The 22,489-nt window shown below is 63.1% G+C and carries 23 protein-coding genes; 8 read left to right on the forward strand and 15 right to left on the reverse strand.

Annotated features, from left to right (window positions below; genetic code table 11):
* Window positions 1–17: 17 nt before the first annotated feature.
* Genes CLU90_RS19260 through CLU90_RS19270 form a run of 3 tightly spaced genes read right to left on the reverse strand, consistent with a single transcriptional unit; the run spans window position 18 to window position 2,116 of the window.
* Window positions 18–695, reverse strand: coding sequence for a diphthine--ammonia ligase (locus CLU90_RS19260; RefSeq protein ID WP_100428699.1), 678 nt, complete (start codon window positions 693–695; stop codon window positions 18–20).
* The gene (locus CLU90_RS19265) at window positions 692–1,168 is read right to left on the reverse strand and encodes a GNAT family N-acetyltransferase (protein ID WP_100428700.1); all 477 of its coding nucleotides are present in this window, start codon (window positions 1,166–1,168) and stop codon (window positions 692–694) included. The genes CLU90_RS19260 and CLU90_RS19265 overlap by 4 nt, the downstream gene beginning before the upstream one ends.
* A 39-nt stretch (window positions 1,169–1,207) precedes the next feature.
* Window positions 1,208–2,116, reverse strand: a complete 909-nt coding sequence (locus CLU90_RS19270; protein WP_100428701.1) for a LysR family transcriptional regulator — start codon at window positions 2,114–2,116, stop codon at window positions 1,208–1,210.
* 120 nt (window positions 2,117–2,236) lie between these two features.
* Here CLU90_RS19270 and CLU90_RS19275 point away from each other — a divergent pair, with 120 nt between their 5' ends.
* A complete protein-coding gene (locus CLU90_RS19275) occupies window positions 2,237–3,070 on the forward strand; it encodes a type 1 glutamine amidotransferase domain-containing protein (protein ID WP_100428702.1) in 834 nt (277 codons plus the stop codon).
* A gap of 60 nt (window positions 3,071–3,130) precedes the next feature.
* Here CLU90_RS19275 and CLU90_RS19280 read toward each other — a convergent pair whose 3' ends face one another.
* A complete protein-coding gene (locus CLU90_RS19280; RefSeq protein ID WP_100428703.1) occupies window positions 3,131–3,556 on the reverse strand; it encodes an organic hydroperoxide resistance protein in 426 nt (141 codons plus the stop codon).
* 283 nt (window positions 3,557–3,839) lie between these two features.
* Between CLU90_RS19280 and CLU90_RS19285 the strand changes: the two genes are divergently transcribed.
* Window positions 3,840–5,105 (forward strand): histidine kinase, encoded by a 1,266-nt coding sequence (locus tag CLU90_RS19285; RefSeq protein WP_100428704.1) that lies wholly within the window; start codon window positions 3,840–3,842, stop codon window positions 5,103–5,105.
* The gene (locus tag CLU90_RS19290) at window positions 5,092–5,874 is read left to right on the forward strand and encodes a LytR/AlgR family response regulator transcription factor (RefSeq protein ID WP_100428705.1); all 783 of its coding nucleotides are present in this window, start codon (window positions 5,092–5,094) and stop codon (window positions 5,872–5,874) included. The genes CLU90_RS19285 and CLU90_RS19290 overlap by 14 nt, the downstream gene beginning before the upstream one ends.
* Window positions 5,875–5,955: 81 nt before the next feature.
* On the opposite strand, the gene CLU90_RS19295 is transcribed toward CLU90_RS19290, so the two are convergent.
* The 7 genes from CLU90_RS19295 to CLU90_RS19325 form a co-directional block, all read right to left on the reverse strand.
* A complete protein-coding gene (locus CLU90_RS19295; RefSeq protein WP_058049326.1) occupies window positions 5,956–6,999 on the reverse strand; it encodes a histone deacetylase family protein in 1,044 nt (347 codons plus the stop codon).
* Window positions 7,000–7,027: 28 nt separating this feature from the next.
* Complete coding sequence (gene gshA, locus CLU90_RS19300; RefSeq protein WP_100428706.1) at window positions 7,028–8,629, reverse strand: glutamate--cysteine ligase; 1,602 nt, start codon at window positions 8,627–8,629, stop codon at window positions 7,028–7,030.
* Window positions 8,630–8,845: 216 nt separating this feature from the next.
* Complete coding sequence (gene prmC, locus CLU90_RS19305; protein WP_100428707.1) at window positions 8,846–9,676, reverse strand: peptide chain release factor N(5)-glutamine methyltransferase; 831 nt, start codon at window positions 9,674–9,676, stop codon at window positions 8,846–8,848.
* Window positions 9,677–9,687: 11 nt separating this feature from the next.
* Window positions 9,688–10,206 (reverse strand): disulfide bond formation protein B, encoded by a 519-nt coding sequence (locus CLU90_RS19310; RefSeq protein WP_332870871.1) that lies wholly within the window; start codon window positions 10,204–10,206, stop codon window positions 9,688–9,690.
* Window positions 10,207–10,340: 134 nt separating this feature from the next.
* Window positions 10,341–11,417, reverse strand: coding sequence for a peptide chain release factor 1 (prfA, locus tag CLU90_RS19315; RefSeq protein ID WP_092713316.1), 1,077 nt, complete (start codon window positions 11,415–11,417; stop codon window positions 10,341–10,343).
* Window positions 11,418–11,502: 85 nt separating this feature from the next.
* A complete protein-coding gene (hemA, locus tag CLU90_RS19320) occupies window positions 11,503–12,777 on the reverse strand; it encodes a glutamyl-tRNA reductase (protein ID WP_100428708.1) in 1,275 nt (424 codons plus the stop codon).
* A gap of 82 nt (window positions 12,778–12,859) precedes the next feature.
* On the reverse strand, window positions 12,860–13,549 hold the full coding sequence (locus CLU90_RS19325) for a response regulator transcription factor (RefSeq protein ID WP_046681910.1): 690 nt from the start codon (window positions 13,547–13,549) through the stop codon (window positions 12,860–12,862).
* A 168-nt stretch (window positions 13,550–13,717) separates the two neighbouring features.
* Here CLU90_RS19325 and CLU90_RS19330 point away from each other — a divergent pair, with 168 nt between their 5' ends.
* Window positions 13,718–14,221, forward strand: a complete 504-nt coding sequence (locus tag CLU90_RS19330) for a hypothetical protein (RefSeq protein WP_092713320.1) — start codon at window positions 13,718–13,720, stop codon at window positions 14,219–14,221.
* A 3-nt stretch (window positions 14,222–14,224) separates the two neighbouring features.
* Here CLU90_RS19330 and minE read toward each other — a convergent pair whose 3' ends face one another.
* Genes minE through minC form a run of 3 tightly spaced genes read right to left on the reverse strand, consistent with a single transcriptional unit; the run spans window position 14,225 to window position 16,080 of the window.
* A complete protein-coding gene (gene minE, locus CLU90_RS19335) occupies window positions 14,225–14,476 on the reverse strand; it encodes a cell division topological specificity factor MinE (RefSeq protein ID WP_034752886.1) in 252 nt (83 codons plus the stop codon).
* Between the two features lies 1 nt (window position 14,477).
* Window positions 14,478–15,293: a septum site-determining protein MinD gene (minD, locus tag CLU90_RS19340; protein WP_034752889.1), complete on the reverse strand. Its 816-nt coding sequence runs from the start codon at window positions 15,291–15,293 to the stop codon at window positions 14,478–14,480.
* Window positions 15,294–15,330: 37 nt separating this feature from the next.
* On the reverse strand, window positions 15,331–16,080 hold the full coding sequence (gene minC / locus CLU90_RS19345) for a septum site-determining protein MinC (RefSeq protein WP_092713322.1): 750 nt from the start codon (window positions 16,078–16,080) through the stop codon (window positions 15,331–15,333).
* Between the two features lie 380 nt (window positions 16,081–16,460).
* On the opposite strand from minC, the gene CLU90_RS29390 reads away from it, so the two are divergent.
* Window positions 16,461–16,847, forward strand: a complete 387-nt coding sequence (locus tag CLU90_RS29390; protein WP_157808859.1) for a hypothetical protein — start codon at window positions 16,461–16,463, stop codon at window positions 16,845–16,847.
* 115 nt (window positions 16,848–16,962) lie between these two features.
* Here CLU90_RS29390 and metE read toward each other — a convergent pair whose 3' ends face one another.
* The gene (gene metE, locus CLU90_RS19350; RefSeq protein ID WP_100428709.1) at window positions 16,963–19,284 is read right to left on the reverse strand and encodes a 5-methyltetrahydropteroyltriglutamate--homocysteine S-methyltransferase; all 2,322 of its coding nucleotides are present in this window, start codon (window positions 19,282–19,284) and stop codon (window positions 16,963–16,965) included.
* A gap of 118 nt (window positions 19,285–19,402) precedes the next feature.
* Here metE and CLU90_RS19355 point away from each other — a divergent pair, with 118 nt between their 5' ends.
* The 3 genes from CLU90_RS19355 (at window position 19,403) to CLU90_RS19365 (ending at window position 22,318) form a co-directional block, all read left to right on the forward strand.
* A complete protein-coding gene (locus tag CLU90_RS19355; RefSeq protein ID WP_100428710.1) occupies window positions 19,403–20,311 on the forward strand; it encodes a LysR family transcriptional regulator in 909 nt (302 codons plus the stop codon).
* Window positions 20,312–20,440: 129 nt separating this feature from the next.
* A complete protein-coding gene (locus tag CLU90_RS19360) occupies window positions 20,441–20,926 on the forward strand; it encodes a phasin family protein (protein WP_092713328.1) in 486 nt (161 codons plus the stop codon).
* A 213-nt stretch (window positions 20,927–21,139) separates the two neighbouring features.
* Window positions 21,140–22,318 (forward strand): acetyl-CoA C-acetyltransferase, encoded by a 1,179-nt coding sequence (locus CLU90_RS19365; protein ID WP_035823614.1) that lies wholly within the window; start codon window positions 21,140–21,142, stop codon window positions 22,316–22,318.
* The last annotated feature ends 171 nt before the right edge of the window (window positions 22,319–22,489 follow it).

The raw sequence follows: 22,489 nt of genomic DNA on the forward strand, positions 1-22,489 counted from the left end.
TTGCTTGGGCGGCCCCTTTACGCCTCGGGCGGGGCCAGTTCCTGGAAGTAATAGGTGGCGCCGCCCAGGTTGGCAGGCGCGTCATATTGCAGCACTTGCGTGCGGCGCAGCGCCACCGGTGTGCTGAAGGCGGGACCGTCGTAGACGAAGGTGTGGAATTCGCCGTTTTCGCCGCAGGCGTCGACGCCGGGCGGCAGGTCGGCCAGGAAGGCGGCATCGAATTCGCGCCCGCAAAATGTCCGTGGCAAGTGCTGGCCATTGATGCACACGACGATGGCCTTGAAGCCGGCGGCGAGAAATTCGTCGACCAGCGCGCGGCGGTCCCCGCCCCACAGGGGCAGGTGGGCCGTCAGGCCGGCCGCGGCGCAGACTTTTTCTTCCCAGTCGCGGTGCGGCTGCAGGTCGATGTCGCCAAACAGCGCATGATCGATGCCCTCGGCCTTGGCCGCGCGCAGCATGGCGATGAATTGCTCTTCATAGCTGGCCCAGCTGGCGTGATAGCGCTGCAGGCGCGCGCCCAGGCTGGCCGCCTGCGCCGCGAGCAGCTCGGGCGGCACGCCGTGCGAGCGCGACTTGCGGCCATCTTCATCCATGGCCGTGATCAGCAGCGGCACGTCCATGCCCGCGTTGCGTGCGCGCCACAGGGCCAGGCAGGAATCCTTGCCGCCGCTCCAGGAAATCAGGGCCGTCGTCATGCCGCAGCTTCCGGCGCCACCGCGCGCAGCATGTCGACGTGCTGTATGCCGTCTTCGTCGTACGGCGCGCTGACGGTGACAAAGCCGAACGACTGGTAGAAGCGCTCCAGGTAGTGCTGCGCGCCGATGCGGATGGCGTGGCCAGGATGCCGGCGTTCGGCACGCGCGATACCTTCCGTTAATAGCTGCTTGCCGGCGCCCGTGGTGCGCGCCTCGGGCGCCGTCAGCACGCGGCCCAGCGACATTTCCACATACTTGGCGCCCGGTGCCAGCACGCGCAGGTAGGCGGACAGACGGCGCTGGCCATCGACCGTTTGCCAGCCCAGCAAATGCATGGCTTGCTGGTCATGGCCGTCCAGGTCCGGGTAAATGCACTGCTGTTCGATGACGAACACGCGCTGGCGCAAGGCCAGCACCTGGTACAAATCGTGGGGGCCGAGTTCGTCGAACGTGTTCCATTGCCAGCTGATCATGGGTCATCCTTGATTGAGAGTGGCGTGATTTTACCGGCTTCACGCGGCCGGCGTGGGATAGCGCTGCGCATACCACTGCTTCAGGTGCTCGATGCAGCGCGTCACGCGGGGCGCCACCAGCTGGCGCGACGGATAGATGGCGAACAGCGCCAGGCTGGGCCGCTCGATGTCCGGAAACAGCTCGACCAGGGCGCCGCTGGCCAGTTCCTCGCGGCAGACAAAGGTGGGCAGGATGCCGATGCCCAGGCCGCGCAGGATCAGGCTGCGCATGAACAGGGTGTTGTTCGTGCGGACCCAGTTCGGTACTTCGATGTCGCTGTGCGGCCCCGCATGGCGCAGCGGCCAGCGGCTGCCGAACAGCGCGTGGCTGTAGATGAAGCAGCGCTGGCGCGTCAAGTCCGTGGCTTCCCGCAGGGGACCGTGGCGTTCCAGGTAGGCGGGCGCGCAGCAGATGTGCAGGCGGTAGTCGTGGATGTGGCGCGCCACGTAGCTCGAATCGTTGAGTGCGGTGGTGACGCGAAATCCCAGGTCGTAGTTGGCGGCCGCCAGGTCGACGTATTCATCCTTCAGGTCGACGTCCAGGCGCAGCGCGGGCCAGTCGGCCATGAAATCGGCCAGGCCTTCGGCCAGCTCGCCCACGCCCAAGGTCAGCGGCGCGTTGATGCGCAGGCGGCCCGTCACGTGCGCCGCCCTATGTGCCACCATGTCTTCCGCCTGCGCCAGCTCGTCGAGCAGCTTGCGGCAGTGCTCGAGGTAGGCGGCGCCCGTTTCCGTCAGGGCCAGCTGGCGCGTGGTGCGCGTCATCAGTCGCCCGCCCAGCTCCTGCTCCAGCTGGCCGACGCGCCGGCTCACATATGACGCCGACAGGTCCAGTTCATCGGCGGCGCGGCGAAAGCTGCCCAGCTCGGCCACGCGGCGAAACAGCTGCATTGCCTGCAATTTATCCATTTCATTCCTATTCGGCGCTTCTATTCGGTCTTATTCTGCATCAGTGCTGTGCATTATTCATCATTTTTCTCGATTTTGATTCGGAATATGCTGGTGACCTCTCTACAGAAAGGCGACACCATGAAAAAATTATTGATCAGCAGCCTGTTGCTCGCTGCCTTTTCCACCGCCCAGGCGGCCGAGGTCCTCGTCGTGCTGTCGGACGCCAATCACCTCGAGCTGCGCGACGGCAAGGTCTTCCCGACGGGTTTTTATCTGAATGAATTGATGCAGCCCGTGAAAAAGCTGCTCGACGCGGGCCACATGGTGACGTTCGCCACGCCGCAGGGCCAGGCGCCCACCCTGGATGCCAGCTCGGATACGGATGCCTATTTTGGCGGCGACGCGGCCGCGCACGCGGCGCACAAGGCGCTGCTGGACCAACTGGCGCTGACGGTGCCGGGCCGCTCGCCCGTGATCAGCCTGAAGCGCGTGGAACAGATCGGTTATGGCCACTACGCGGCCGTGCTGGTGCCGGGCGGCCACGCGCCGATGCAGGATCTGTTGAAGGATGCCGGCCTGGGCGCCTTGCTGCGCCAGTTCCATGCGGATGGCAAGCCGACGGCGCTGCTGTGCCATGGCCCCATCGCCCTGCTGTCGGCCTTGCCGCAGGCGACAGCGTTTGCGGCCGCGCTGGAAGCGGGACGCACGCCGCCCAAGCCGGCGGGCTGGATCTACAGCGGCTACCGCATGACGGTGATCAGCAATCAGGAAGAACTGGCGGCGCAAGGCGCGCTGAAGGGCGGGACGATGAAGTTCTATCCGCAGTCGGGCTTGCAGGCGGCCGGCGCGCAGTATGTGCAGAACCAGACGCCGTGGACCAGCAACGTGGTGGTCGACCGCGAACTGATCACGGGACAGAATCCCGCCTCGGCGCCGGCCCTGGCGGACAGGCTGCTGCAGGCGCTGCGCTAAAGCAAACATCCCCGGCGGCGCCAGGGCGCATCCGGGGAGGTAGAGTGCATGCAGCGGGGATTAGACGATCGTCAGGGTGACGTCGATGTTGCCGCGCGTGGCGTTCGAGTACGGGCAGACGATGTGGGCGGCGGCGACCAGCGCTTCGGCGGCGGCGCGGTCCATGCCTGGCAGCGAGATTTTCAGTTCCACTTCGATGCCGAAGCCCGTTTCGATGGCGCCGATGCCGACGTTGCCTTCGATGGACAGGTCCGCTGGCAGGGCGATCTTGTCGCGGCCGCCAACGAATTTCATGGCGCCGATGAAGCAGGCCGAGTAGCCGGCGGCGAACAGCTGTTCCGGATTGGTGCCGACGGCGCCATTGCCGCCCAGTTCTTTTGGCGTGGTCAGCTTGACGTCCAGCACATTGTCGGACGACACGGCACGGCCTTCGCGGCCTCCGGTGGCGGTGGCTTGAGCGCGGTACAGGACTTGTTTGATCGACATGATGGTTTCCTTTAGGTAGATAAATAGGTGGCTACTAAATAGTGTGCTACTTGCTTCATGGGCTGTCGCCCCAGGATCTCCGTCTGCAGAAGCACTTGCCGGCGTCCATGTACACAATATATATCGCGCACTATTTAATTGCAAGCGATTTTATTTCGGGCGGCGCGGATTGATGCTTTATTTTGCAGCCTTTGTCGCCACTACGGGCCTTCCATCGCATAATGGCCACCGCCGCGCGCACCGATGGTTATGCTTGGCCCACTTCACACCCCAAGGAAAAATCATGACTAGCCTCTTCTTTATCCTGCGCATCACCTTGGCCACGATGGTCACGTACATCATCGCCACGGCGATCCTGGTGGAGAATTTCCTGCGCCATATCTTCGGGCATACGGAAGGCTTCTTTGTCATCGTCGGCGCGCTGCTGGCCAGCGCCGTCATCACGAATGCGTTTTCGCACGTGCGGCGCGTGCGCCTGATCGCCGGCGCCGTCAATGCCGGCACCCTATCGAGCCGTCAGCGGCGCCAGATCGAGATTCCGTTCGAGGCGGGCGAGGCGTTCGACATGATCGACGCGGCCATCCGCGAATTGCCGGGCAGCGAAGTAGTCGAAAGCGCGCGTGACAGCCTGCAGGTGCAGGCTAGAGTGCGCCGTGCCGCGCCGTACACGCACACGGGCTTGCCCCGCATGCGCGTGCTCGGTTTCCTCGAGCCGCGGCCGAACCAGATCCTCGCCACCGTCACGCCGAATGGCGAGGCGGGCAGCGTGACCCTGATCTGCGAGCCGGCGCGCAATGCCTGGACCGACTGGTTCCTCGTCGACCATGGCAGCAACCTGGAAAACGCGGAAGCGGTGACGCGGGCGATGACGCGCCGCGTGGCGCAGCGCCGGCGCGGCGAGCAGGCCGAGGCGCGCCAGACGGTGACGGAAAAGGAACTCACGGTGGCCAAACTGAGCCTGCTGCATGCGCAGGTCGAGCCGCACTTCCTGTACAACACCCTGGCCAGCGCGCAGCTGCTCACGCGCAGCGACCCCGTGCGCGCCGACGAGATGCTGGGCAACCTGATTTTGTACCTGCGTCACTCGCTGCCGCGCACGGAGCAAGCCATGTCGACCCTGGGCACGGAACTGGAACGGGCGCGCGCCTATCTCGATATTTTGAAAATCCGCATGGGCGGGCGTTTGAACCTGCAGATCGAAGTGCCGCAATACCTGCGCCAGGTGGAACTGCCGCCGATGATGCTGCAAACCCTGGTGGAAAACGCCATCAAGCATGGCCTGGAGCCGAAAAGCGGCGGCGGCACCATCTGGATCATGGCGCGCAGCGGCGACGGCACGGTGATCGTCACGGTGGCCGACGACGGCAAGGGCTTCAGCGACGATGGCGCCGGCACGGGCATCGGCCTGCGCAATGTGCGCGAACGCCTGCGCCTGACCTACGGCAATGCCGCCGCGTTTGCCATTGTCGCCAATTTCCCCGATGGCGTGACAGCCACCATCACGGTACCGGACAGCACGGCGCAAGGAGTATCGTATGCATCAGCCTGAGATGACTTGCGTCATCGCCGAAGATGAAACCCTGCTGCGCGATGCGCTCGTGGCCCTGCTGGCCGAAGAGTGGCCCTACTTGCGCATCGTCGCCGCCTGCGACGACGGCGGCACGGCGCTCGAGGCCATCGCCACGCACAAGCCCGACGTCGCCTTCCTCGACATCCGCATGCCGGGCCTGACGGGGCTGGAAGTGGCGGCCGGCGCGCTCGAAGCGAGTCCCGCCACGCAGGTGGTGTTCGTCACGGCCTACGACCAGTACGCGATCGATGCCTTCGACAAGGGCGCCGTCGATTATGTATTGAAACCGATCGCCCGCGAGCGCCTGCAAGCGACCTTGCAGCGCGTGCGGGCGCGGGCCGGCAAGGCCCGGGCGGGCGATGGCGCGCTGGCCGGCCTGCTGCAGCAATTGAGCAGTGCTTTGCCGGCCGCCGCCAAGTCGCCGCCGCTGGTGTGGCTGACGGCCAGCAGCGGCAAGGATACGCGGCTGATCATGGTGGAAGACATCGCCTATTTTCAATCCGACACCAAGTACACGGCCGTCATGACGGCGGACGGCGAGGCGCTGCTGCGCAAGCCGATCCGCGAACTGCTCGACGTGCTCGACCCGGCCATCTTCAAGCAGATCCACCGCTCCACCATCGTCAACATGAAGATGGTGGCGTCCGTGACGCGCGACGAGGTGGGACGCGGTGTCTTGCGCCTGAAGACGCGGCCGGAAACCCTGGCCGTGAGCCAGCCGTTTATGAGTTTGTTCCGGAATATGTAGCGCTGCTAAAGCCGGGGTCAGACCCTCAACACTGCTAACGCCAGGCTCACCGTCAACGTGGACGGGGGGCTGACCCCAGAATTATTCCGCCGTCTCGAAGCCTTCCAGCACATTGACGACATTGATGCCGATTTCCTTCACCGCATAGCCGCCTTCGAGGATGAAGGCGGTGGGCAAATTCAAATGTGCGAGGCGCTCGCCCACGCGCAGGTAGTCGCCGCTTTGCAGGGCGAAGTGCGACAGCGGGTCGCCGGCGAAGGTGTCGACACCGAGCGAGACCACCAGCGCGTCGGGTGCGTACATATTGATGCGCAGGCAGGCCGTTTCCAGCGCCGCGAACCAGCTGGCCGTGGTGCTGCCGGCCGGCAGCGGCAGGTTGACGTTGTAGCCGAGTCCCGCGCCGCTGCCCGTTTCATCCGCATGGCCCAGGTAAAACGGATATTCATTGCGCGGGTCGGCGTGGATCGAGGCGAACAGCACGTCATCGCGCTGGTAAAAGATGCTTTGCGTGCCGTTGCCGTGGTGGTAATCGATATCGAGGATGGCGACCTTGCGGGCGCCGTCGTCGAGCAGATGCTGCGCGGCCAGGGCCGCGTTGTTCAGAAAACAGTAGCCGCCAAAGAAATCGCTGCCCGCGTGGTGGCCGGGCGGGCGCGTCAGGGCAAACGTGGCCCGTTCACCCAGGCGCAGCGCGTGGGCCGCGTTGACGGCGCAGTCGGCGCCCGTCTTGGCCGCCGTCCACGTGCCGGCCGTCAGCGGCGTGCCGTTGTCCATCGAGTACAGGCCCAGCTTGGCCGTGAAGTCGTCCGGTTCGATATCGCTGCGCAGGGTGCGCACGGGCCACACGGAGGGCAGCGCGTCCTTGCCCGCATTATCCGGATCGAGCGCCAGCCAGTCGTGCCAGGCGTGGCGCAGGAAATGCAGGTAGCGGGGCGTGTGGATGCGCTCCAATGACGTCAGCGGCACGCCGTGCGGCGTGACGATGCGGCCCAGGTTGCGCCGCCCCAGCTCGGCCACCACCATGTCGGCCCGCTCGGGCGTTTCGAAGCAGGGCACCATGGTCCCGCGAAACATCTCGAAGCGGCCCCGGTGCTGGCCGTGCAATTCATTGTAGAAGGTCAGCATGGGGCGCCAGGCGGAAAGTCGGGCAGGATCAGGTGTGCGAGCACAGGGTGCTGGCGCGGTAGGCGGCGACGAAATCGTCGAAGCTGCCGGCTGGCGCCGCTTCCATGGCGCGCTGCTCGGCCAGCGAGCTGGCGGCCATCGCGTCGAAATACGCGCTTTGCTCGGGTGTGGGCGGATGCGCGCGGAAAAACGCCGCATGGCGTTCGCTTTGCCGCAGGCCGAAGGCGGCAAACGAGCCGCCGTTGGCGCGCAGCTCGGCCAATACCTTTGCCGACGGCGTCGCGTCCGGGTTGGCCAGTTTGACGGCTTGGGCCGCCAGGCTGTCCGCGTGCTGCGTGCCGCCATGGCGAGAGTCGAGCAGGGCTGCCACGGGGGCGATGCGCGCGAGCAGTTCCTCGCCCCACGCCTGCAAGCCGATGTCTTCGCCATCGCGGCGCAGGGTTAGGCCCGGCTTGCGGCCTTCCTTGACGGTGCGCGCGAAATTGTTCGTGTAGCAGGCGCTTTGCTCGGCCGAGATGGGACCGCTGTCGTCGAGCGCGCAGAACAGCAAAAATGCGTCGAGGAAGCGGCCCGTTTCCAGGCTGATGCCGACCGGTTCGAACGGGTCGACGTCCATGCAGCGCACTTCGATGTATTGCACGCCGCGCAGGCACAGGGCTTGTATCGGACGCTCGCCCGTGCGGATCACGCGCTTCGGGCGGATGGTCGAATAGTATTCATTTTCGATCTGCAGCACGTTGGTGGACAATTGTATCCACTCGCCATCCTTCTTCGTGCCCAGCGCCGCATACGGCGGATACGGGTCGTTGACGGCGTGCGTGAGCGCGTTGACGTAATCTTCCAGGCTGTTTTCGTGCGGGCGCAGGCCCGACTGGGCGTCGTTCTGGTAGCCGAGGTCGCTCATGCGCAGGCTGGTGGCGTAAGGCAGGAACAGCGTGTCGTCGGACAAGGTGTCGAGCTTGTGCGCGCGGCCGCGCAGGAAACCGGCGGACAGGGCCGGCGAAGCGCCAAACAGGTACATCAAGAGCCAGCTGTAGCGGCGGAAATTGCGGATCGTCGCCAGATAGCTTTCCGACTGCACGTCTTTCGGCGTGGCTGCCGCCTGCGTGGCGCTGGCGCTGGTGTCCGGATTGCTGGCCAACACTTGCCACAACCGCTCGTCGAGCGAATAGTTGTAATGGATGCCGGCGATGCATTGCATGGCTTTGCCATAGCGCAAGGCCAGGCCGCGCCGGTAGACGTGCTTGAGCATGCCCATGTTCGAGCTGCCGTAGTTGGCGATCTCGATGTCCGCTTCGGGCGGCAGCTGGCACGGCATCGACTGGCTCCACAGCAACTCGTCGCCGAGGCGGCTGTAGGCGTGGCGGTGCACGGTGTCGAGCTTGTCGAGCGTGACGCCGATGTCGGCTTCGGCCGGCGTGATGAATTCGAGCAGCGCTTCGGCGTAGTCGGTGGTGATTTCAGGGTGCGTCAGCGCCGAGCCCAGGGCGGCGGGATGGGGCGTGGAAGCCAGATGGCCGGCGTGGTCGACGCGCAGGGTTTCACGCTCGATGCCGCGCAAGCCGCCCAGCAGCGCGCGGTTGGCATCTTCGGTCAGCAATGCCAGGCGGCGAGTCAACAGGTTGGGCAATTTGAGCTTCCTTTCTTGTGCAGCATATAAATAATTTGTGCTGAGATTAACCGAATTTTGGCAAATGCGTCGGCGCCGGCCCAAAAAACGCCGCGTCGCCAGCGTCCGCCCCGAGCAACGGGGACGGCGCTTCGGTCAGGAATTCGCTTGATAGTTTAACAAACTGCGGGGGGATCTGGCGCGCTGCCGGGTCAAGCTTTGCGCACGTGGCGGCCGTTAGCCCAGGCGGGCGCCGCTGACCCGTTCGATGCCGGCCAGGTCGCGCCAGCTTTGCACTTTGTTGTAGCCGGCGTCGGCCAGCAAGGCGCGCACGGATGCCGCCTGGTCGTAGCCGTGCTCCATCAGCAGCCAGGCGCCTGAGGCCAGGTGGCGCGCGGCGCCGGAAACGATGGTGCGCAGGGCCGACAAGCCGTCCGCGTGGTCGGTCAGCGCGCCCGCCGGTTCGAAGCGCAGATCGCCTTCGGCCAGGTGGCGGTCGCCGCTGGCGATGTAGGGGGGATTCGAGACGATCAGGTCGAACTTTTCCGTGCCCAGCGCTTCGAACCAGTCGCTGGCCATGAAGGTGATGTTGACGCCGTTGGCGCTGGCGTTGCGGCGCGCCACGGCCAGCGCCGCGCTGCTCACGTCCAGGGCCGTGACGACGGCGTCGGGCCGCGTGTGCGCGAGCGCAACGGCGATGGCGCCGCTGCCCGTGCCCATGTCGAGCACCCGTCCGCCCGGTGGCAGGCGCTCGAGCGCCAGTTCCACCAGCACTTCCGTGTCGGGGCGGGGGATCAGCACGGCGTCGTTCACTTCGAACGGCAGGCCGAAAAATTCGCGCTGGCCGACGATGTAGGCGACCGGTTCGCCCTGCAGGCGACGCGCCAGCAAGCCCGACAGGCGTTCGGCTTCATCGGCAGTGAGCACACGCTCCGATTGCGTGATCAGGCTCACGCGCGACAGGCCCAGCGCGTGGCCCAGCAGGATGCGGTTATCGAGCGGATCGAGCAGCGGACGGATTTGCAGGGCGCCGACAGTGCTGCCGGCGGGAATCAAGATTTCTGGCATGGTGCTTTCAATTATTTCTGACGGCGCAGCAAGGTCCACAGCATGGCGATGGCGATGATGGCGAACCAGGCGAATGCCCATTGCGGGATCGACAGGCCGAAAAACGGTTCGCCGGCACTTTCGCAGGCGCCGTACGATTCAAACATGAAGGGCATGAGTTGGGCCGTGAAGACCTTGTTCAGCGCCGTTTCCACCGGGTCGATGCCGCACGAGAAGCCGGGGTTGGCCAGCACGTACAAATGCTTGGCGCCCACGCCCAGGCCGCCCAAGGCCGCCAGCAAGCCGACGCCCGCGCCGATCTTTGGACGGTGGGCTGCCGCGCCAGCCAGGCAGGCGATGCCGATGGCGAGGAACAGGTAGCGCTGGATCACGCACAGCGGGCACGGCGCCATGTTCATGGCATGCTGCAAATACATGGCCACACCCAGCATCAGGAAACACAGGGCGGCGATCGACAGGAGGACGGTGCGTGAATTTTTCATGGGCGACACGGTGAGGTGGATGGAATCGAGCAGGTCATTTTCGCACAAGGCTAGATTTTTATTGCTTAGCCGCTACTTAAAGCTGTCGGCTTACGCGCTGCGCGCCAAGCCGGCCTACAACTGCGGGGTGGTCGGCGTAGGTCGGCTTAGCGCAGCGTAAGTCGACGCAATGGCGTCAGCGTTTAGTCACCGAGCGCCGCTAAAAGCTCAGCCTGGTGCTCCGCCGCCAGCGCATTCGTCAACTCCGTCAAATCCCCATCCATGATGAAGTCGAGCTTGTACAAGGTCAGATTGATGCGGTGGTCCGTCAGGCGACCTTGCGGGAAATTGTAAGTGCGGATGCGCTCGCTGCGGTCGCCCGAACCGATCAGGCTCTTGCGCGTGGCCGCTTCCTTTGACTGCTGTTCGCGCAGCTGCACGTCCTTGATGCGCGCGGCCAGCACTTTCATCGCCTGCGCCTTGTTCTTGTGCTGGCTGCGGTCATCCTGGCATTCGACCACGATGCCGGTCGGCAAGTGGGTGATGCGCACGGCGGAATCCGTCTTGTTGATGTGCTGGCCACCGGCGCCCGAGGCGCGGTAGGTATCGATGCGCAGGTCGGCCGGATTGATGTTGACGTCTTCGACCTCGTCCGCTTCCGGCATCACGGCCACCGTGCAGGCCGAGGTATGGATGCGCCCTTGCGTTTCCGTGGCCGGCACGCGCTGCACGCGGTGGCCGCCCGATTCGAATTTCAGCTTCGAATACGCGCCATTGCCCACCACGCGCACGATCACTTCGCGGTAGCCGCCCAGGTCGGAATCGGACGAGGACACGAGTTCCACCTGCCAGCGGTTGCGCTCGGCAAAGCGCGTGTACATGCGCAGCAGGTCGCCGGCGAACAGGGCCGATTCGTCGCCGCCCGTGCCGGCGCGAATTTCCAGGAAGATGTTGCGCTCGTCATTGACGTCCTTCGGCAACAGCATGGTCTGCAGTTCGCGTTCCAGCCGCGTCATGGTGGCTTTCGCCGCCTCGATTTCTTCCTGGGCGAATTCCTTCATGTCCGGGTCGCCCAGCATCTCTTGCGCCGTGGCGATGTCGTTGCCCGCTTCCTGGTAGGAACGGTACAGGGCCACGAGCGGGCCCAGTTCGGCGTGCTCGCGCGTCATCTTGCGGTAGCTGTCCATGTTCGACGTGGCGTCCGGGTGCATCAGCAGTTCGTCGAGTTCGACCAGGCGGTTCGCCAGTTGATCGAGTTTGGCCAGCATGGATGGTTTCATAGCGATTCGCGGTAAAAGAGTGTGGGGATGAAGCAGGCCCGGCAGGCGGGCAGGGGGCGGCCGCGCGGGCGGCCAGCGGGCTGCGCTAACGGCGGGGGCGGAACAGTTTTGGCAGCAGGGTGACCAGCTGCTTGCGCTCGTCGCCTTGCGCATGGTGCAGCGCCTGCTGCGGGCCGTGCAGGAACTTGGCCGTCAAGCCTTTCGACAGCGCTTCGAGGACGGCGTCGATGTCGGCGCCCTTGGCCAGCATCTTGCGTGCCCGTTCCACTTCCATCAGGCGCAACGATTCGCTGTTTTCATGCAAATGCTGGATGACGGGCACCATGGCGCGGTCGTCGACCCAGCTCATGAACGATTGCACGCGCGTCTCGATGATGGATTCGGCTTGCGCCACGGCCGCTTGCCGGCTTTCCAGGCCCGTCTGCACGACCTTGCCCAGGTCGTCGACTGTGTACAGGAAGACGTCGTTCAAACGGCCCACTTCGGCCTCGATGTCGCGCGGTACGGCCAGGTCGACCATGAACATGGGCTTGTGGCGGCGTGCCTTGATGGCGCGCTCGACCAGGCCCAGGCCCAGCAGCGGCAACGATGACGCCGTGCACGAGATGACGATGTCGAACTGGTGCAGCTGCTCCGGCAAGTCGGCCAGGCGGATGGCCTTGCCGTTGAAGCGGTGCGCCAGTTCCTCGCCCCGCTCCATGGTGCGGTTGGCAATGGTGATGCTTTTCGGGTTTTGCGCCGCAAAGTGCGTGGCGCACAATTCAATCATTTCGCCGGCGCCGATGAACAGCACGTTCTGCTCGGCAATCTTGTCGAAGATGCGCTGCGACAGGCGCACGGCGGCCGCCGCCATGGACACGCTGTGGGCGCCGATTTCCGTGCTGCTGCGCACTTCCTTGGCGACGGAAAAGCTGCGCTGGAACAACTGGTGCAGATACGTGCCCAGGCCGCCCGCCTCGTCGGCCGTGCGGATCGCGTCCTTGATCTGCCCCAGGATCTGCGTTTCGCCCAGCACCATCGAGTCGAGCCCGGAGGCGACGCGGAAGGTGTGGCGCACGGCATCGTGCTGCGGCAGCATATATAAGTGCGGGCGCAGCTCGCTGTAATTGAGCTGGTGGTAGTCGGCCAGGAAATGCGCGCCCGCGTCGAGCGGATTGGGCACGTGGCTGGCCGCATACAGCTCGGTGCGGTTGCACGTCGACAGGATGGCCGCTTCGTCGTTGTCGCGCAAGTCGATGCGCTGGAACCAGGTGCGCGCCGCCATCACCGCCGAACCCAAGTGCTCAGGCGCAAACGCCAGCTGTTCGCGGAGCGACACTGGGGCGGTGGTATGGTTGAGGCCGACGGCGAGCAGTTGCATTTCAGGGCAGTTGGGATGACTTATGCCGACATTATAACGCTTTGTGCCCGCGCTTTGAGCAGGTCAGCCTTTTTGCCGCCGTTCAGCCGCCCAGTTTTTCCAGGCGATAACCGTAGCTGTAGACGGGCACGAGCCTGTAGCCGTGTTCCGGTTTCAGCTGCAACTTGTTGCGCACGCGCGAGACGTGGGTATCCATGGTGCGCGAGGGCAGGGCTGTGTCGCGCTGCCACACGGCTTCGTGGATGTAGGCACGCGACAGGGGCCGCCCCAGGTTGCGGAAAAACAGCAGCGCCAGGGCGAATTCCTTGTGCGTCACGTCCAGCACTTCGCCATCGCGCAGCAGGCGGCCGGGGCGGGTTTCAAATGTGTAATGACCGAATTGCAAGTACTCGGCGCCATTCTGGGCAGGATAGGCCACGCGCAGCAGCGCCTGGGTGCGCAAGGTCAGTTCGCTGCGCCGCAGGGGCTTGATCATGTAGTCGTCGGCGCCGGCCGTCATGCCCGCCACCACATCGTCTTCGCCGGAACTGTTGGTCATAAACAACACGGGCGCCTTCGGCGCCAGTTTTTCGCGGGCACGGCGCAAGACTTCCGCACCGTCCAGATCGCTCACATGCCAGTCGAGGATGAGCATGTCGCAACTGTCCTTGCGCAGTTGCCCCAGCATTTCCTTACCACTCTGAAACTCGTGGCAAGCGTGGCCGGCGGCGGTGAGCACCTGGCAGATCAGTTCTGCCTGGCTATGGTCGCTATCGAGTACGGCAATTCGCATAATTGGCTGGAGTGTGTAGCAACAAACAGACGGTCTGCTCTGCTTATCGTAATGTTAAGGAATGCTCAAGTGAAATATAACAGAGATTGCAACTGTGTCCAGTGAAATCGGAGGGCAGAGCCTTTACGTTACACTTGTTCATCTACCCCTACCAGTGGAGAAGCGGCCATGTCAGACAAGAGCACTACCGATTGGACATTGATACCGGCCAGTCGTGCGGAAATCGAGCAAGTGCGCGAGCGTTGCCGGCGCCTGGTGCAGCGGCGCGCCATGATGTCGGCGGGCGCCTCGGCCATTCCCATTCCCGGCGTCGACCTGATGTCCGACGTGGGCCTGTTTTCCATGCTGATCAACGATATCAACCACGAATTCGGCCTCACGCCCGAGCAGATCGAGCGCCTGAATCCGCAGTTCAAGATGATGGCCTACCGCGCGGCGGTGGGCATGGGGGGCATGCTGGTAGGAAAGCTGGTGTCGCGCGAACTGATACTCCACCTGCTCAAGCGCAGTGGGGTCAAGATAGCCACCAAGCAGGTGGCGCGCTTCGTGCCGTTTGCCGGCCAGGCGGTGGCGGCAGCCATCGGCTACGCCGTTTTCCGCCAGATCGGCAACCAGCACGTGAACGCCTGCGCCGCGGTGGCGCAGGAATTGCTCACAGTGAGGCCGGATTAACTATTACGCGTCCGGCAGCACCACGTTGACGTCGAGCACCTCCAGGTTGCCCTGGCGGTCCAGCGAAATCTTGATGTCGTCGGCATTGACCTTGGTGTACTTGGAAATGACGGCGATCAATTCCTTGTGCAGGGCGGGCAGGAAGTCCGGACCATCGCGTCCGCTGCGTTCGCGGGCGATGATGATCTGCAGGCGTTCCTTGGCCGCGGTGGCCGTCTTCGGCTTGGGGGGGAAGAGGAAAGAAAGCAAGGCCATATCACTTCGCCCCAAAAATGCGCTGGAGTAATCCAGGCTTTTCATAGTTGGTAAAGCGCAGCTCGACTTCTTCGCCGAGGAAACGCGAGACCACGTCTTCATAGGCTTGCGCCACGTCCGTGCCCGTGAAATGGATGGCCGGGTTGCCCTGGTTCGAGGCGGCTAGCACTTGCTCCGATTCCGGAATGATGCCCACCAGCGGGATGCGCAGGATTTCCTGCACGTCCTGGTAGGACAGCATTTCATCCGATTCCACGCGTTTCGGCGAGTAGCGGGTAATCAAGAGATGTTCCTTGACCGGCTCGCCGCCCGTCTGCGCGCGGCGCGACTTGGCTTGCAGGATGCCGAGGATGCGGTCCGAATCGCGCACCGACGACACTTCCGGGTTGGTGACGATGATGGCTTCGTCGGCGAACGTCAGCGCCATCAGCGCGCCATGCTCGATGCCGGCCGGCGAATCGCAGATGATGAACTCGAAACCCATGTTGATCAGGTCGTTCAACACGCGTTCCACGCCTTCTTCCGACAAGGCATCCTTGTCGCGCGTCTGCGACGCGGGCAGGATGAACAGGTTGTCGCAGTGCTTGTCCTTGATCAGGGCCTGGTTCAGGGTGGCCTCTTTATTGATCACATTGATCAGGTCGTAGACGACGCGGCGCTCGCAACCCATGATCAGGTCGAGGTTACGCAGGCCCACGTCGAAGTCGAGCACGGCTGTCTTGTGACCGCGCATGGCCAGGCCAGTGGAAAAACTGGCGCTAGAGGTCGTCTTGCCGACACCGCCCTTGCCGGACGTCACAACAATAATTCTTGCCACAAATAATCCTTTTCAGATATCTCTTGAATTGTGCAGCTTAAGAGCGGTTCACGGGAGTGACCGGATTGACAGAGTGTATATCGATTCTGTCTCCAGCCAAACGAATTTGCGCGGGTCCGCGCGCCATTTCTGCGGGGAAACCATCCTCGAACGTGCGGTACACGCCGGCGATCGAGACCAGTTCCGGTTCCATGGCCAGCGCGAAGATGCGCGCCTGGGGATTGCCCGAGGCGCCGGCCAGCGCGCGGCCGTACAGCGAGGAATACACGTGGATGCTGCCATCGGCGATGATTTCGGCGCCATTGTTGACGACAGCGGTAATGATCAGGTCGCAGCCGCGCGCGTAAATGCGCTGGCCGGCCCGCACGGGCGTGTCGATCACCATCACCTGGGCGTCGGCGCCGGCCTGGGCCGCCGCCGTGGGCGTATCCTTGGGGCCATCCTTGGGCGGCGCATCGTCGCGCGTCTTGCCGCTGTCGAGGCTCAAGCCCTGGGCCAGGATGGCGTCATGCATGTCGGCCGGCGCATTGCGCACGGCCACGGCATTCAAACGGTATTTTTTCAGCAGGGCGACCAAAGCGGCCCAGTCGATGGGCACGCTGCCGGGCGGCAAGGCTGCCACGTCCAGCACGGCCAGGTCGTCCTCGAAAAAGTCGGCCACGCCTCCCGTCATGTCGCGCAAGGCGGCATCGAGGGCCTGCGTATCGGCGCTATGCATGATGGCGGAGACAGCAACGACGGTGGAAATCTTGATTTCGATAGGCTTCTGCGACGGGCTTTTGGACATAAACATTTATCAAAGTGAAACTGCGGCAGGCCAGATGTTCCGTACGGCAACAATGGGAGCAGTAAATTTCTTGCATTCTACTGCAAAAAAATCGGCGTCAGGGGCCTGGCGCATGCTATTCCGCAGGGCAACACCTACTTCATGTCAAAAAAAACGGGCGGCGCCCCGAACGCAGCCGAGAATGCGCCCTGACGGCGCTGTTCCAGGATCAAGCGGCGCGCATCTGCTGCGCCGTCTCCGCCCTAAAGTACTTGTGATAACATTAATAATGGAACAAATGCAGCTTATCTGGTGGGTGGAAGTCCTCGCAAGAAATCATCGCCTGAAATGGAGGGTTTGCCTTCCGCAGGCACAACAATAAAAATGCATGGCTTTGCAAGATGAAAAAGAATATTTTCGGGTTCTTATTTGTTTTAGTTTTAATGACTCTACTTTTATTCGAAGAGAAATATAGAGCGCCATCGACGAAAAATTTATATCTTTCGCTCAAAATACAGGGAACGTCACTGCAAAAATATATTGTTGACTGTGGAAGCGCAAGTGGTGGGGTGATTGCGGAGACGTGCCTGCTAAGTGAAGAACCAGATGTCGGAGAAATCGACGAGGCGTTAAAAAATACCCAATGGACGGATTTTTCGGATAACCGGGATGCCCTGTCTTCTTACCGGGGATGGTGCAAGGAGCATGCCCGAATATATATCGGCCAAGGAAAAAAAGGCTGGCAAATCACATACTTATTTGACATGGCTTTTCAATGTCCTGGCTGAGGCCGGTATAAGAACAGTCTTTTCATGTGAGAAAGCGGGAATGGCGGCAGCACCGCAGTCGCCTCCGCTTCCCCATGGCGCTATGGGCGCAGCAGACAGGACGGTAGTGTTGCGCTTATCCGGCACGCATCTGCCGCGCCGCCGCGACCATATTCTTTAACGCCGCTTCCGTTTCCACCCAGCCCCGCGTCTTGAGGCCGCAGTCGGGGTTGACCCATAAATGGGCCGGCGGAATCACGGCGCTGGCTTTTTGCAGCAATGTCACCATGTCGACGGTCGAGGGGATGCGCGGCGAGTGGATGTCGTACACGCCGGGGCCGATTTCGTTCGGATACCGGAACTGCCCAAAGCCCGTCAGCAACTCCATGCCGGAGCGGCTCGTCTCTATCGTGATGACGTCCGCGTCCATGGCGGCGATCTGCGGCAGGATGTCGTTGAACTCCGCATAACACATGTGCGTATGGATCTGCGTCGCGTCATGGACCACGGACGCGGCGATGCGGAAGGCGCGCGTGGCCCAGTCCAGGTAAGTATTCCATTGGCCGCGGCGCAGCGGCAAGCCTTCGCGGATGGCCGGCTCGTCGATCTGGATGATGCCGATGCCGGCCGTTTCCAGGTCTGCCACTTCGTCGCGGATGGCCAGGGCCAGCTGCAGTGTCGTTGTGGCGCGCGGCTGGTCGTCGCGCACGAACGACCATTGCAAGATGGTCACCGGCCCCGTCAGCATACCCTTCATCGGTTTGTTCGTCAGGCTTTGCGCATGGACCGTCCATTTGACGGTCATGGCGGCCGGGCGTTGCACGTCGCCGTAGATGATGGGCGGCTTGACGCAGCGCGAGCCGTACGATTGCACCCAGCCGTGGCGCGTGAAGATAAAACCGTCGAGCTGTTCTCCGAAGTATTCGACCATGTCGTTGCGTTCCGCTTCGCCATGGACGAGCACGTCCAGGCCCAGCGCTTCCTGGCGGCGCACGGCGTGGGCGATTTCGGCGCGCATCTGCCGTTCGTAGTCGGCGATGGCCAGTTCGCCCCGTTTATGGCTGGCGCGCGCGGCGCGGATGGCCGTCGTCTGCGGGAAGGAGCCGATGGTCGTCGTGGGGAAATCGGGCAGCTGGAAACGCGCGCGCTGCACGGCCTGGCGCAGCGGGAAGCTGGAATCGCGGCGGTCCACGGTGGGCGTCAGCGCCTGCAGGCGCTGCGCCACTTGCGGCCGGTGCACGCGGGCGCTGGCGCGGCGGCCGGCGATGGCCAGGCGAGACGCGGCCAATGCGGCCAGCGCTGTGTCATCAGGATGGCCTGCCAGCGCGTCCTTGAGCAGCGCAATTTCCGTCAGTTTTTCCGTGGCAAACGCCAGCCAGGTCCGGATTTCACCGTCGAGTTCCGTTTCCGCTTCCAGGCTGAACGGCACGTGCAGCAGCGAACACGACGGCGCCAGCCACAGCTGGCCGTTGCGCTTGGCCGCCAGCGGCTGCAGTACGGCCAGGGCCGCGTCAAGGTCGGTGCGCCAGATATTGCGGCCATCGACGATGCCGATCGACAAGGTTTTATGTGCGGGCAACCAGTCCGCCACGCCGGTCAATTCATGCGGCGCGCGGATGCCGTCCACGTGCAGGCCGGCCACGGGCAGGCGGCACGTCAGGCTGAGGTTTTCTTCCAGCGGCGAGAAATACGTGGCCAGCAGGATGTTCACGCCTACCTGGTTCAGCTGCCAGTAGGCGCTCTCGAAAGCGCTGCGCCACGCGCCGGGCAAGTCCAGGCCCAGGATCGGTTCGTCGACCTGCACCCACGTCACGCCTTGCTGCTTGAGGCGGTCGAGCAGGGCGCCGTACACGGGCAGCAATTGTTCCAGCAGGGCCAGGCGGTCGAAGCCTGGTGTCTTTTCCTTGCCCAGCCAGAGGAAGGTGAGGGGGCCGATCAGGGCCGCCTTGACCTGGTGGCCCAGCGCCTGCGCCTCGGCCACTTCCGCCAGCAGGCGCTCGCAAGCGAGGGAAAACTGGGTCTGCGGCGACAATTCGGGCACCAGATAATGGTAATTGGTGTCAAACCACTTGGTCATTTCCAGCGCGTGCTGACCGGCCTCGTGTTCCGCGTGACCGTGGCAGCAGCCCGCGTGCTCCGCGTGCGTTTCCTCACCGCGCGCCATCGTGAAATAGCGCGACAGGGGCGATTGCTCCGGCGTGAAGTTGAAACGGGACGGTTCGCAGCCGAGCAGCTGGATATGGCTGGCGACCTGGTCATAAAAGGCGAAGTCGCCCACGGTGACGTAGTCGAGTCCGGCATCGCGTTGCAGCGCCCAGTGGCGTGCGCGCAATTGCCGGCCCGTCGCTTCCAGGGCCGCCTCGGACAGCTCGCCGCGCCAGTGGCTTTCCAGCGCCAATTTCAGTTCGCGCGCGGCGCCGATACGGGGAAAGCCAAGGATGTGGGTACGAATGGTCATGATGTCATCGAGATTTAATGTGAATGCGCTAGAGTGTGCGGCAACTTGGTCTATAATCAAAACGAAACATTTTGACGAATAACATGAAAATAATTCACGTACATCATTCCCTTTCCCGATGCTAGAAATTCGCCACCTGCGCACCTTGAGTGCCCTGCGTTCGTCCGGCAGCCTGGTGCGCGCCGCGCAGCTGCTCAACCTGACCCAGTCGGCCCTGTCGCACCAGATCCGTTTGCTCGAAGAGCGCTACAAGGCGCCCCTGTTCGAGCGCAAGTCGATGCCGATCGCGTTTACGGCCACGGGCAGCCGGCTGCTGGAGCTGGCCGACAAGCTGTTGCCCGAGATCGAACTGGCCGAGCGCGACGTGGCGCGCCTGTCGCAGGGCGACCAAGGGCAGTTGCGCGTGGCGCTCGAATGTCATACCTGTTTCGACTGGCTCATGCCCGTGATGGATGCGTTCCGCCAGCGCTGGCCGGAAGTGGAGATCGATCTTGTCTCCGGCTTTCATAGCGAACCGGCGGACTTGCTGCGTTCGGGCGAGGCGGATCTCGTGATCGGCTCGCCGTATGGCCCCGATTTCACCGTATTCTCCCTGTTCCGCTTTGAAATGCTGGTGGTGATGGCGCAGAAACACCGTCTGCAGGCGCAGCGCCGGCTCATGGCGGCCGACTTTGCGGGCGAGACCCTGATCACTTATCCCGTGCCGGAAGAGCGCATCGACCTGATCCGCGAAGTGCTCAAGCCCGCCGGCATCCAGTTTGAGCGCCGCACGGCCGAATTGACGGTGGCCGTGCTGCAGCTGGTGGCGAGCCGGCGCGGCATCGCCGCTTTGCCGAACTGGGCCATCAAGAATTACGTCGATTACGATTATGTGGTGGCGCGCCCGGTGGGCGAGCACGGCCTGTGGAGCGATTTGTACGTGTCCGTGCCCGAGCATCTGCAGGACAAGGCGTACGTGCGCGATTTCGTCAGCGTGATACGCGAGCAGTGCGCGGCCTCGCTCGACGGTATCAAGTTGTTGTCCTGATCAACGTTGAGTTGGAAACAAACCAACAGGAAAGCTTGATAAATATCAAGGTTCAGCAATGAACCACCGCTTACAGTTGAGTACTGTGCGGCGCAACATGGCGCTGCCTACTCTTTGGGGAGGAACGACATGTTTTCATTTTCCGAACAATGGGCACTGGCCGGCAAGGCCGTGATGGAAGCGCAATTGATCAGCGCACAAGCGTATGCTCAGGCCGCCGTCGACAGCGGCGCCAGCGTGCTGGACTTGCAACTCGACGCGGCCCGCACGGCGCTGGCCGCCGCTACGGTGGCGGGCAATCAGCTGCTGTCCGTGAAGGACCCGCAAGCGCTGCTGCAACTGTCGCGCACGCAGTCGCAACTGGCCATCGAACGCATCGGTGCATATGGCCGCCAGGCAAAGGATGTTGCTCAAGAAACCCAGGAGAAATTCGACACTGTGACAAAGGGTGAGTTTGCTGCATCGCGTCAAAAATTTGGCGAGCTGTTGCAAGTGGTAAAGCAAACCCCCGTGCCCCTGATTATTCCCTTCAATAATTTTCTAAAAACCACTTTCGGCGGCGCCGATGAAGGGTATGATAAAAATAAAAACACGCGCCCTGCTCGCCAGGCGTAAGCGTGTTGCGGCCCGGCAGCGGCTATCCGCCGCGCCAGGCTGCCCGCCAGTACCGCAAGCAGGCTGTCATCGCCGCCGCCTGCGGTGCGGCGCTGGAACTGCGGCGCATGCCGCGCTAGAATGAAACGCAGCTTGCTGTGTCTTCCCGGATTCTCATTGGATTCTATTAACACCTTGACCTTGGCCCTCGTGGCCTGCATATCGGAGAAATAAATGGATGATGTCGTAATCGTGGCCGCTGGCCGTACCGCAGTCGGCAAATTCGGTGGCAGCCTGGCCAAGATTCCTGCGTCCGAACTGGGTGCGCATGTAATCAAGGGCTTGCTGGCACAAACCGGCATCGACCCGAACCTGATCGGCGAAGCGATCCTGGGCCAGGTGCTGACGGCCGCCGTCGGCCAGAACGCCGCGCGCCAGGCCGTCATCAAGGCTGGCCTGCCGAGCAGCATTCCCGCTTTCACCATCAATAAAGTCTGCGGCAGCGGCCTGAAGGCCACGCACCTGGCGGCGCAAGCGATCAAGTGCGGCGACGCCAACATCATCATCGCCGGCGGCCAGGAAAACATGAGCGCTTCGCCGCACGCGATGAACGGCTCGCGCGACGGTTTCCGCATGGGCGACTTCAAGATGATCGATACCATGATCGTCGACGGCCTGTGGGACGTGTACAACCAGTACCACATGGGCATCACGGCGGAAAACGTCGCCAAGAAATACGAAGTGACGCGCGCCGAGCAGGATGAATTCGCGCTGCAGTCGCAACTGAAGGCCGAAGCGGCGCAAAAAGCGGGCAAGTTCAAGGATGAAATCCTGCCGCTGGAAATCGCCAACAAAAAAGGCACCGTCGTCTTCGACAGCGACGAATACATCAAGCCCGGTTCGACCCTGGAATCGCTGTCCGGCCTGCGCCCCGCGTTCGCCAAGGACGGTACTGTTACCGCCGGCAATGCATCGGGCCTGAACGACGGCGCCGCCGCCGTCATCATGATGTCCGCTTCGCAAGCGAAAGAACTGGGCTTGAAGCCGCTGGCACGCATCAAGGCCTACGCTTCGTCGGGCCTGGACCCGGCCGTCATGGGCATGGGCCCCGTCTCCGCATCGCGTCTGTGCTTGAAAAAAGCCGGCTGGACGCATGAAGAGCTGGACCTGATGGAAATTAACGAAGCGTTTGCCGCGCAAGCGATTGCCGTCAACAAGGAAATGGGCTGGGATACCAGCAAGATCAACGTGAACGGCGGCGCGATCGCCATCGGCCACCCGATCGGCGCGTCCGGCGCGCGCATCCTGGTCACCCTGATCCACGAAATGATACGCCGCGACGCCAAGAAAGGTTTGGCAGCACTGTGCATCGGCGGCGGCATGGGTGTAGCTCTCGCAATCGAGCGCGATTAAGTAGCTGGCACCGCACCCAAGCTACTGCGCGGCGCGCTTTGCGGCCTGCGATGCTCACCGTGCTAGAGCACGGTTGCGCTTCTTAGCCACAAATCATCGCCGCTCGCTACGCTTGGCTGCGATGCGGTACGCCGCCGTCATGTAGCGGTTTTGGACTGCTATAAATAAATA

It is taken from the genome of Janthinobacterium sp. 67 (genome assembly GCF_002797895.1).
GTDB lineage: Bacteria > Pseudomonadota > Gammaproteobacteria > Burkholderiales > Burkholderiaceae_D > Janthinobacterium.

What these genes read in the sequence shown, in the direction of transcription:
- minC (WP_092713322.1), bottom strand. Translation starts at nt 16,080, where the DNA reads ATGTCCAAAAGCCCGTCGCAGAAGCCTATCGAAATCAAGATTTCCACC.
- CLU90_RS19260 (WP_100428699.1), bottom strand. Translation starts at nt 695, where the DNA reads ATGACGACGGCCCTGATTTCCTGGAGCGGCGGCAAGGATTCCTGCCTG.
- CLU90_RS19355 (WP_100428710.1), top strand. Translation starts at nt 19,403, where the DNA reads ATGCTAGAAATTCGCCACCTGCGCACCTTGAGTGCCCTGCGTTCGTCC.
- CLU90_RS19325 (WP_046681910.1), bottom strand. Translation starts at nt 13,549, where the DNA reads ATGCGAATTGCCGTACTCGATAGCGACCATAGCCAGGCAGAACTGATC.
- CLU90_RS19290 (WP_100428705.1), top strand. Translation starts at nt 5,092, where the DNA reads ATGCATCAGCCTGAGATGACTTGCGTCATCGCCGAAGATGAAACCCTG.
- CLU90_RS19270 (WP_100428701.1), bottom strand. Translation starts at nt 2,116, where the DNA reads ATGGATAAATTGCAGGCAATGCAGCTGTTTCGCCGCGTGGCCGAGCTG.
- CLU90_RS19265 (WP_100428700.1), bottom strand. Translation starts at nt 1,168, where the DNA reads ATGATCAGCTGGCAATGGAACACGTTCGACGAACTCGGCCCCCACGAT.
- prmC (WP_100428707.1), bottom strand. Translation starts at nt 9,676, where the DNA reads ATGCCAGAAATCTTGATTCCCGCCGGCAGCACTGTCGGCGCCCTGCAA.
- CLU90_RS19275 (WP_100428702.1), top strand. Translation starts at nt 2,237, where the DNA reads ATGAAAAAATTATTGATCAGCAGCCTGTTGCTCGCTGCCTTTTCCACC.
- CLU90_RS19280 (WP_100428703.1), bottom strand. Translation starts at nt 3,556, where the DNA reads ATGTCGATCAAACAAGTCCTGTACCGCGCTCAAGCCACCGCCACCGGA.
- CLU90_RS19360 (WP_092713328.1), top strand. Translation starts at nt 20,441, where the DNA reads ATGTTTTCATTTTCCGAACAATGGGCACTGGCCGGCAAGGCCGTGATG.
- CLU90_RS19285 (WP_100428704.1), top strand. Translation starts at nt 3,840, where the DNA reads ATGACTAGCCTCTTCTTTATCCTGCGCATCACCTTGGCCACGATGGTC.
- hemA (WP_100428708.1), bottom strand. Translation starts at nt 12,777, where the DNA reads ATGCAACTGCTCGCCGTCGGCCTCAACCATACCACCGCCCCAGTGTCG.
- CLU90_RS19365 (WP_035823614.1), top strand. Translation starts at nt 21,140, where the DNA reads ATGGATGATGTCGTAATCGTGGCCGCTGGCCGTACCGCAGTCGGCAAA.
- metE (WP_100428709.1), bottom strand. Translation starts at nt 19,284, where the DNA reads ATGACCATTCGTACCCACATCCTTGGCTTTCCCCGTATCGGCGCCGCG.
- CLU90_RS19330 (WP_092713320.1), top strand. Translation starts at nt 13,718, where the DNA reads ATGTCAGACAAGAGCACTACCGATTGGACATTGATACCGGCCAGTCGT.
- CLU90_RS19295 (WP_058049326.1), bottom strand. Translation starts at nt 6,999, where the DNA reads ATGCTGACCTTCTACAATGAATTGCACGGCCAGCACCGGGGCCGCTTC.
- minE (WP_034752886.1), bottom strand. Translation starts at nt 14,476, where the DNA reads ATGGCCTTGCTTTCTTTCCTCTTCCCCCCCAAGCCGAAGACGGCCACC.
- CLU90_RS29390 (WP_157808859.1), top strand. Translation starts at nt 16,461, where the DNA reads ATGAAAAAGAATATTTTCGGGTTCTTATTTGTTTTAGTTTTAATGACT.
- prfA (WP_092713316.1), bottom strand. Translation starts at nt 11,417, where the DNA reads ATGAAACCATCCATGCTGGCCAAACTCGATCAACTGGCGAACCGCCTG.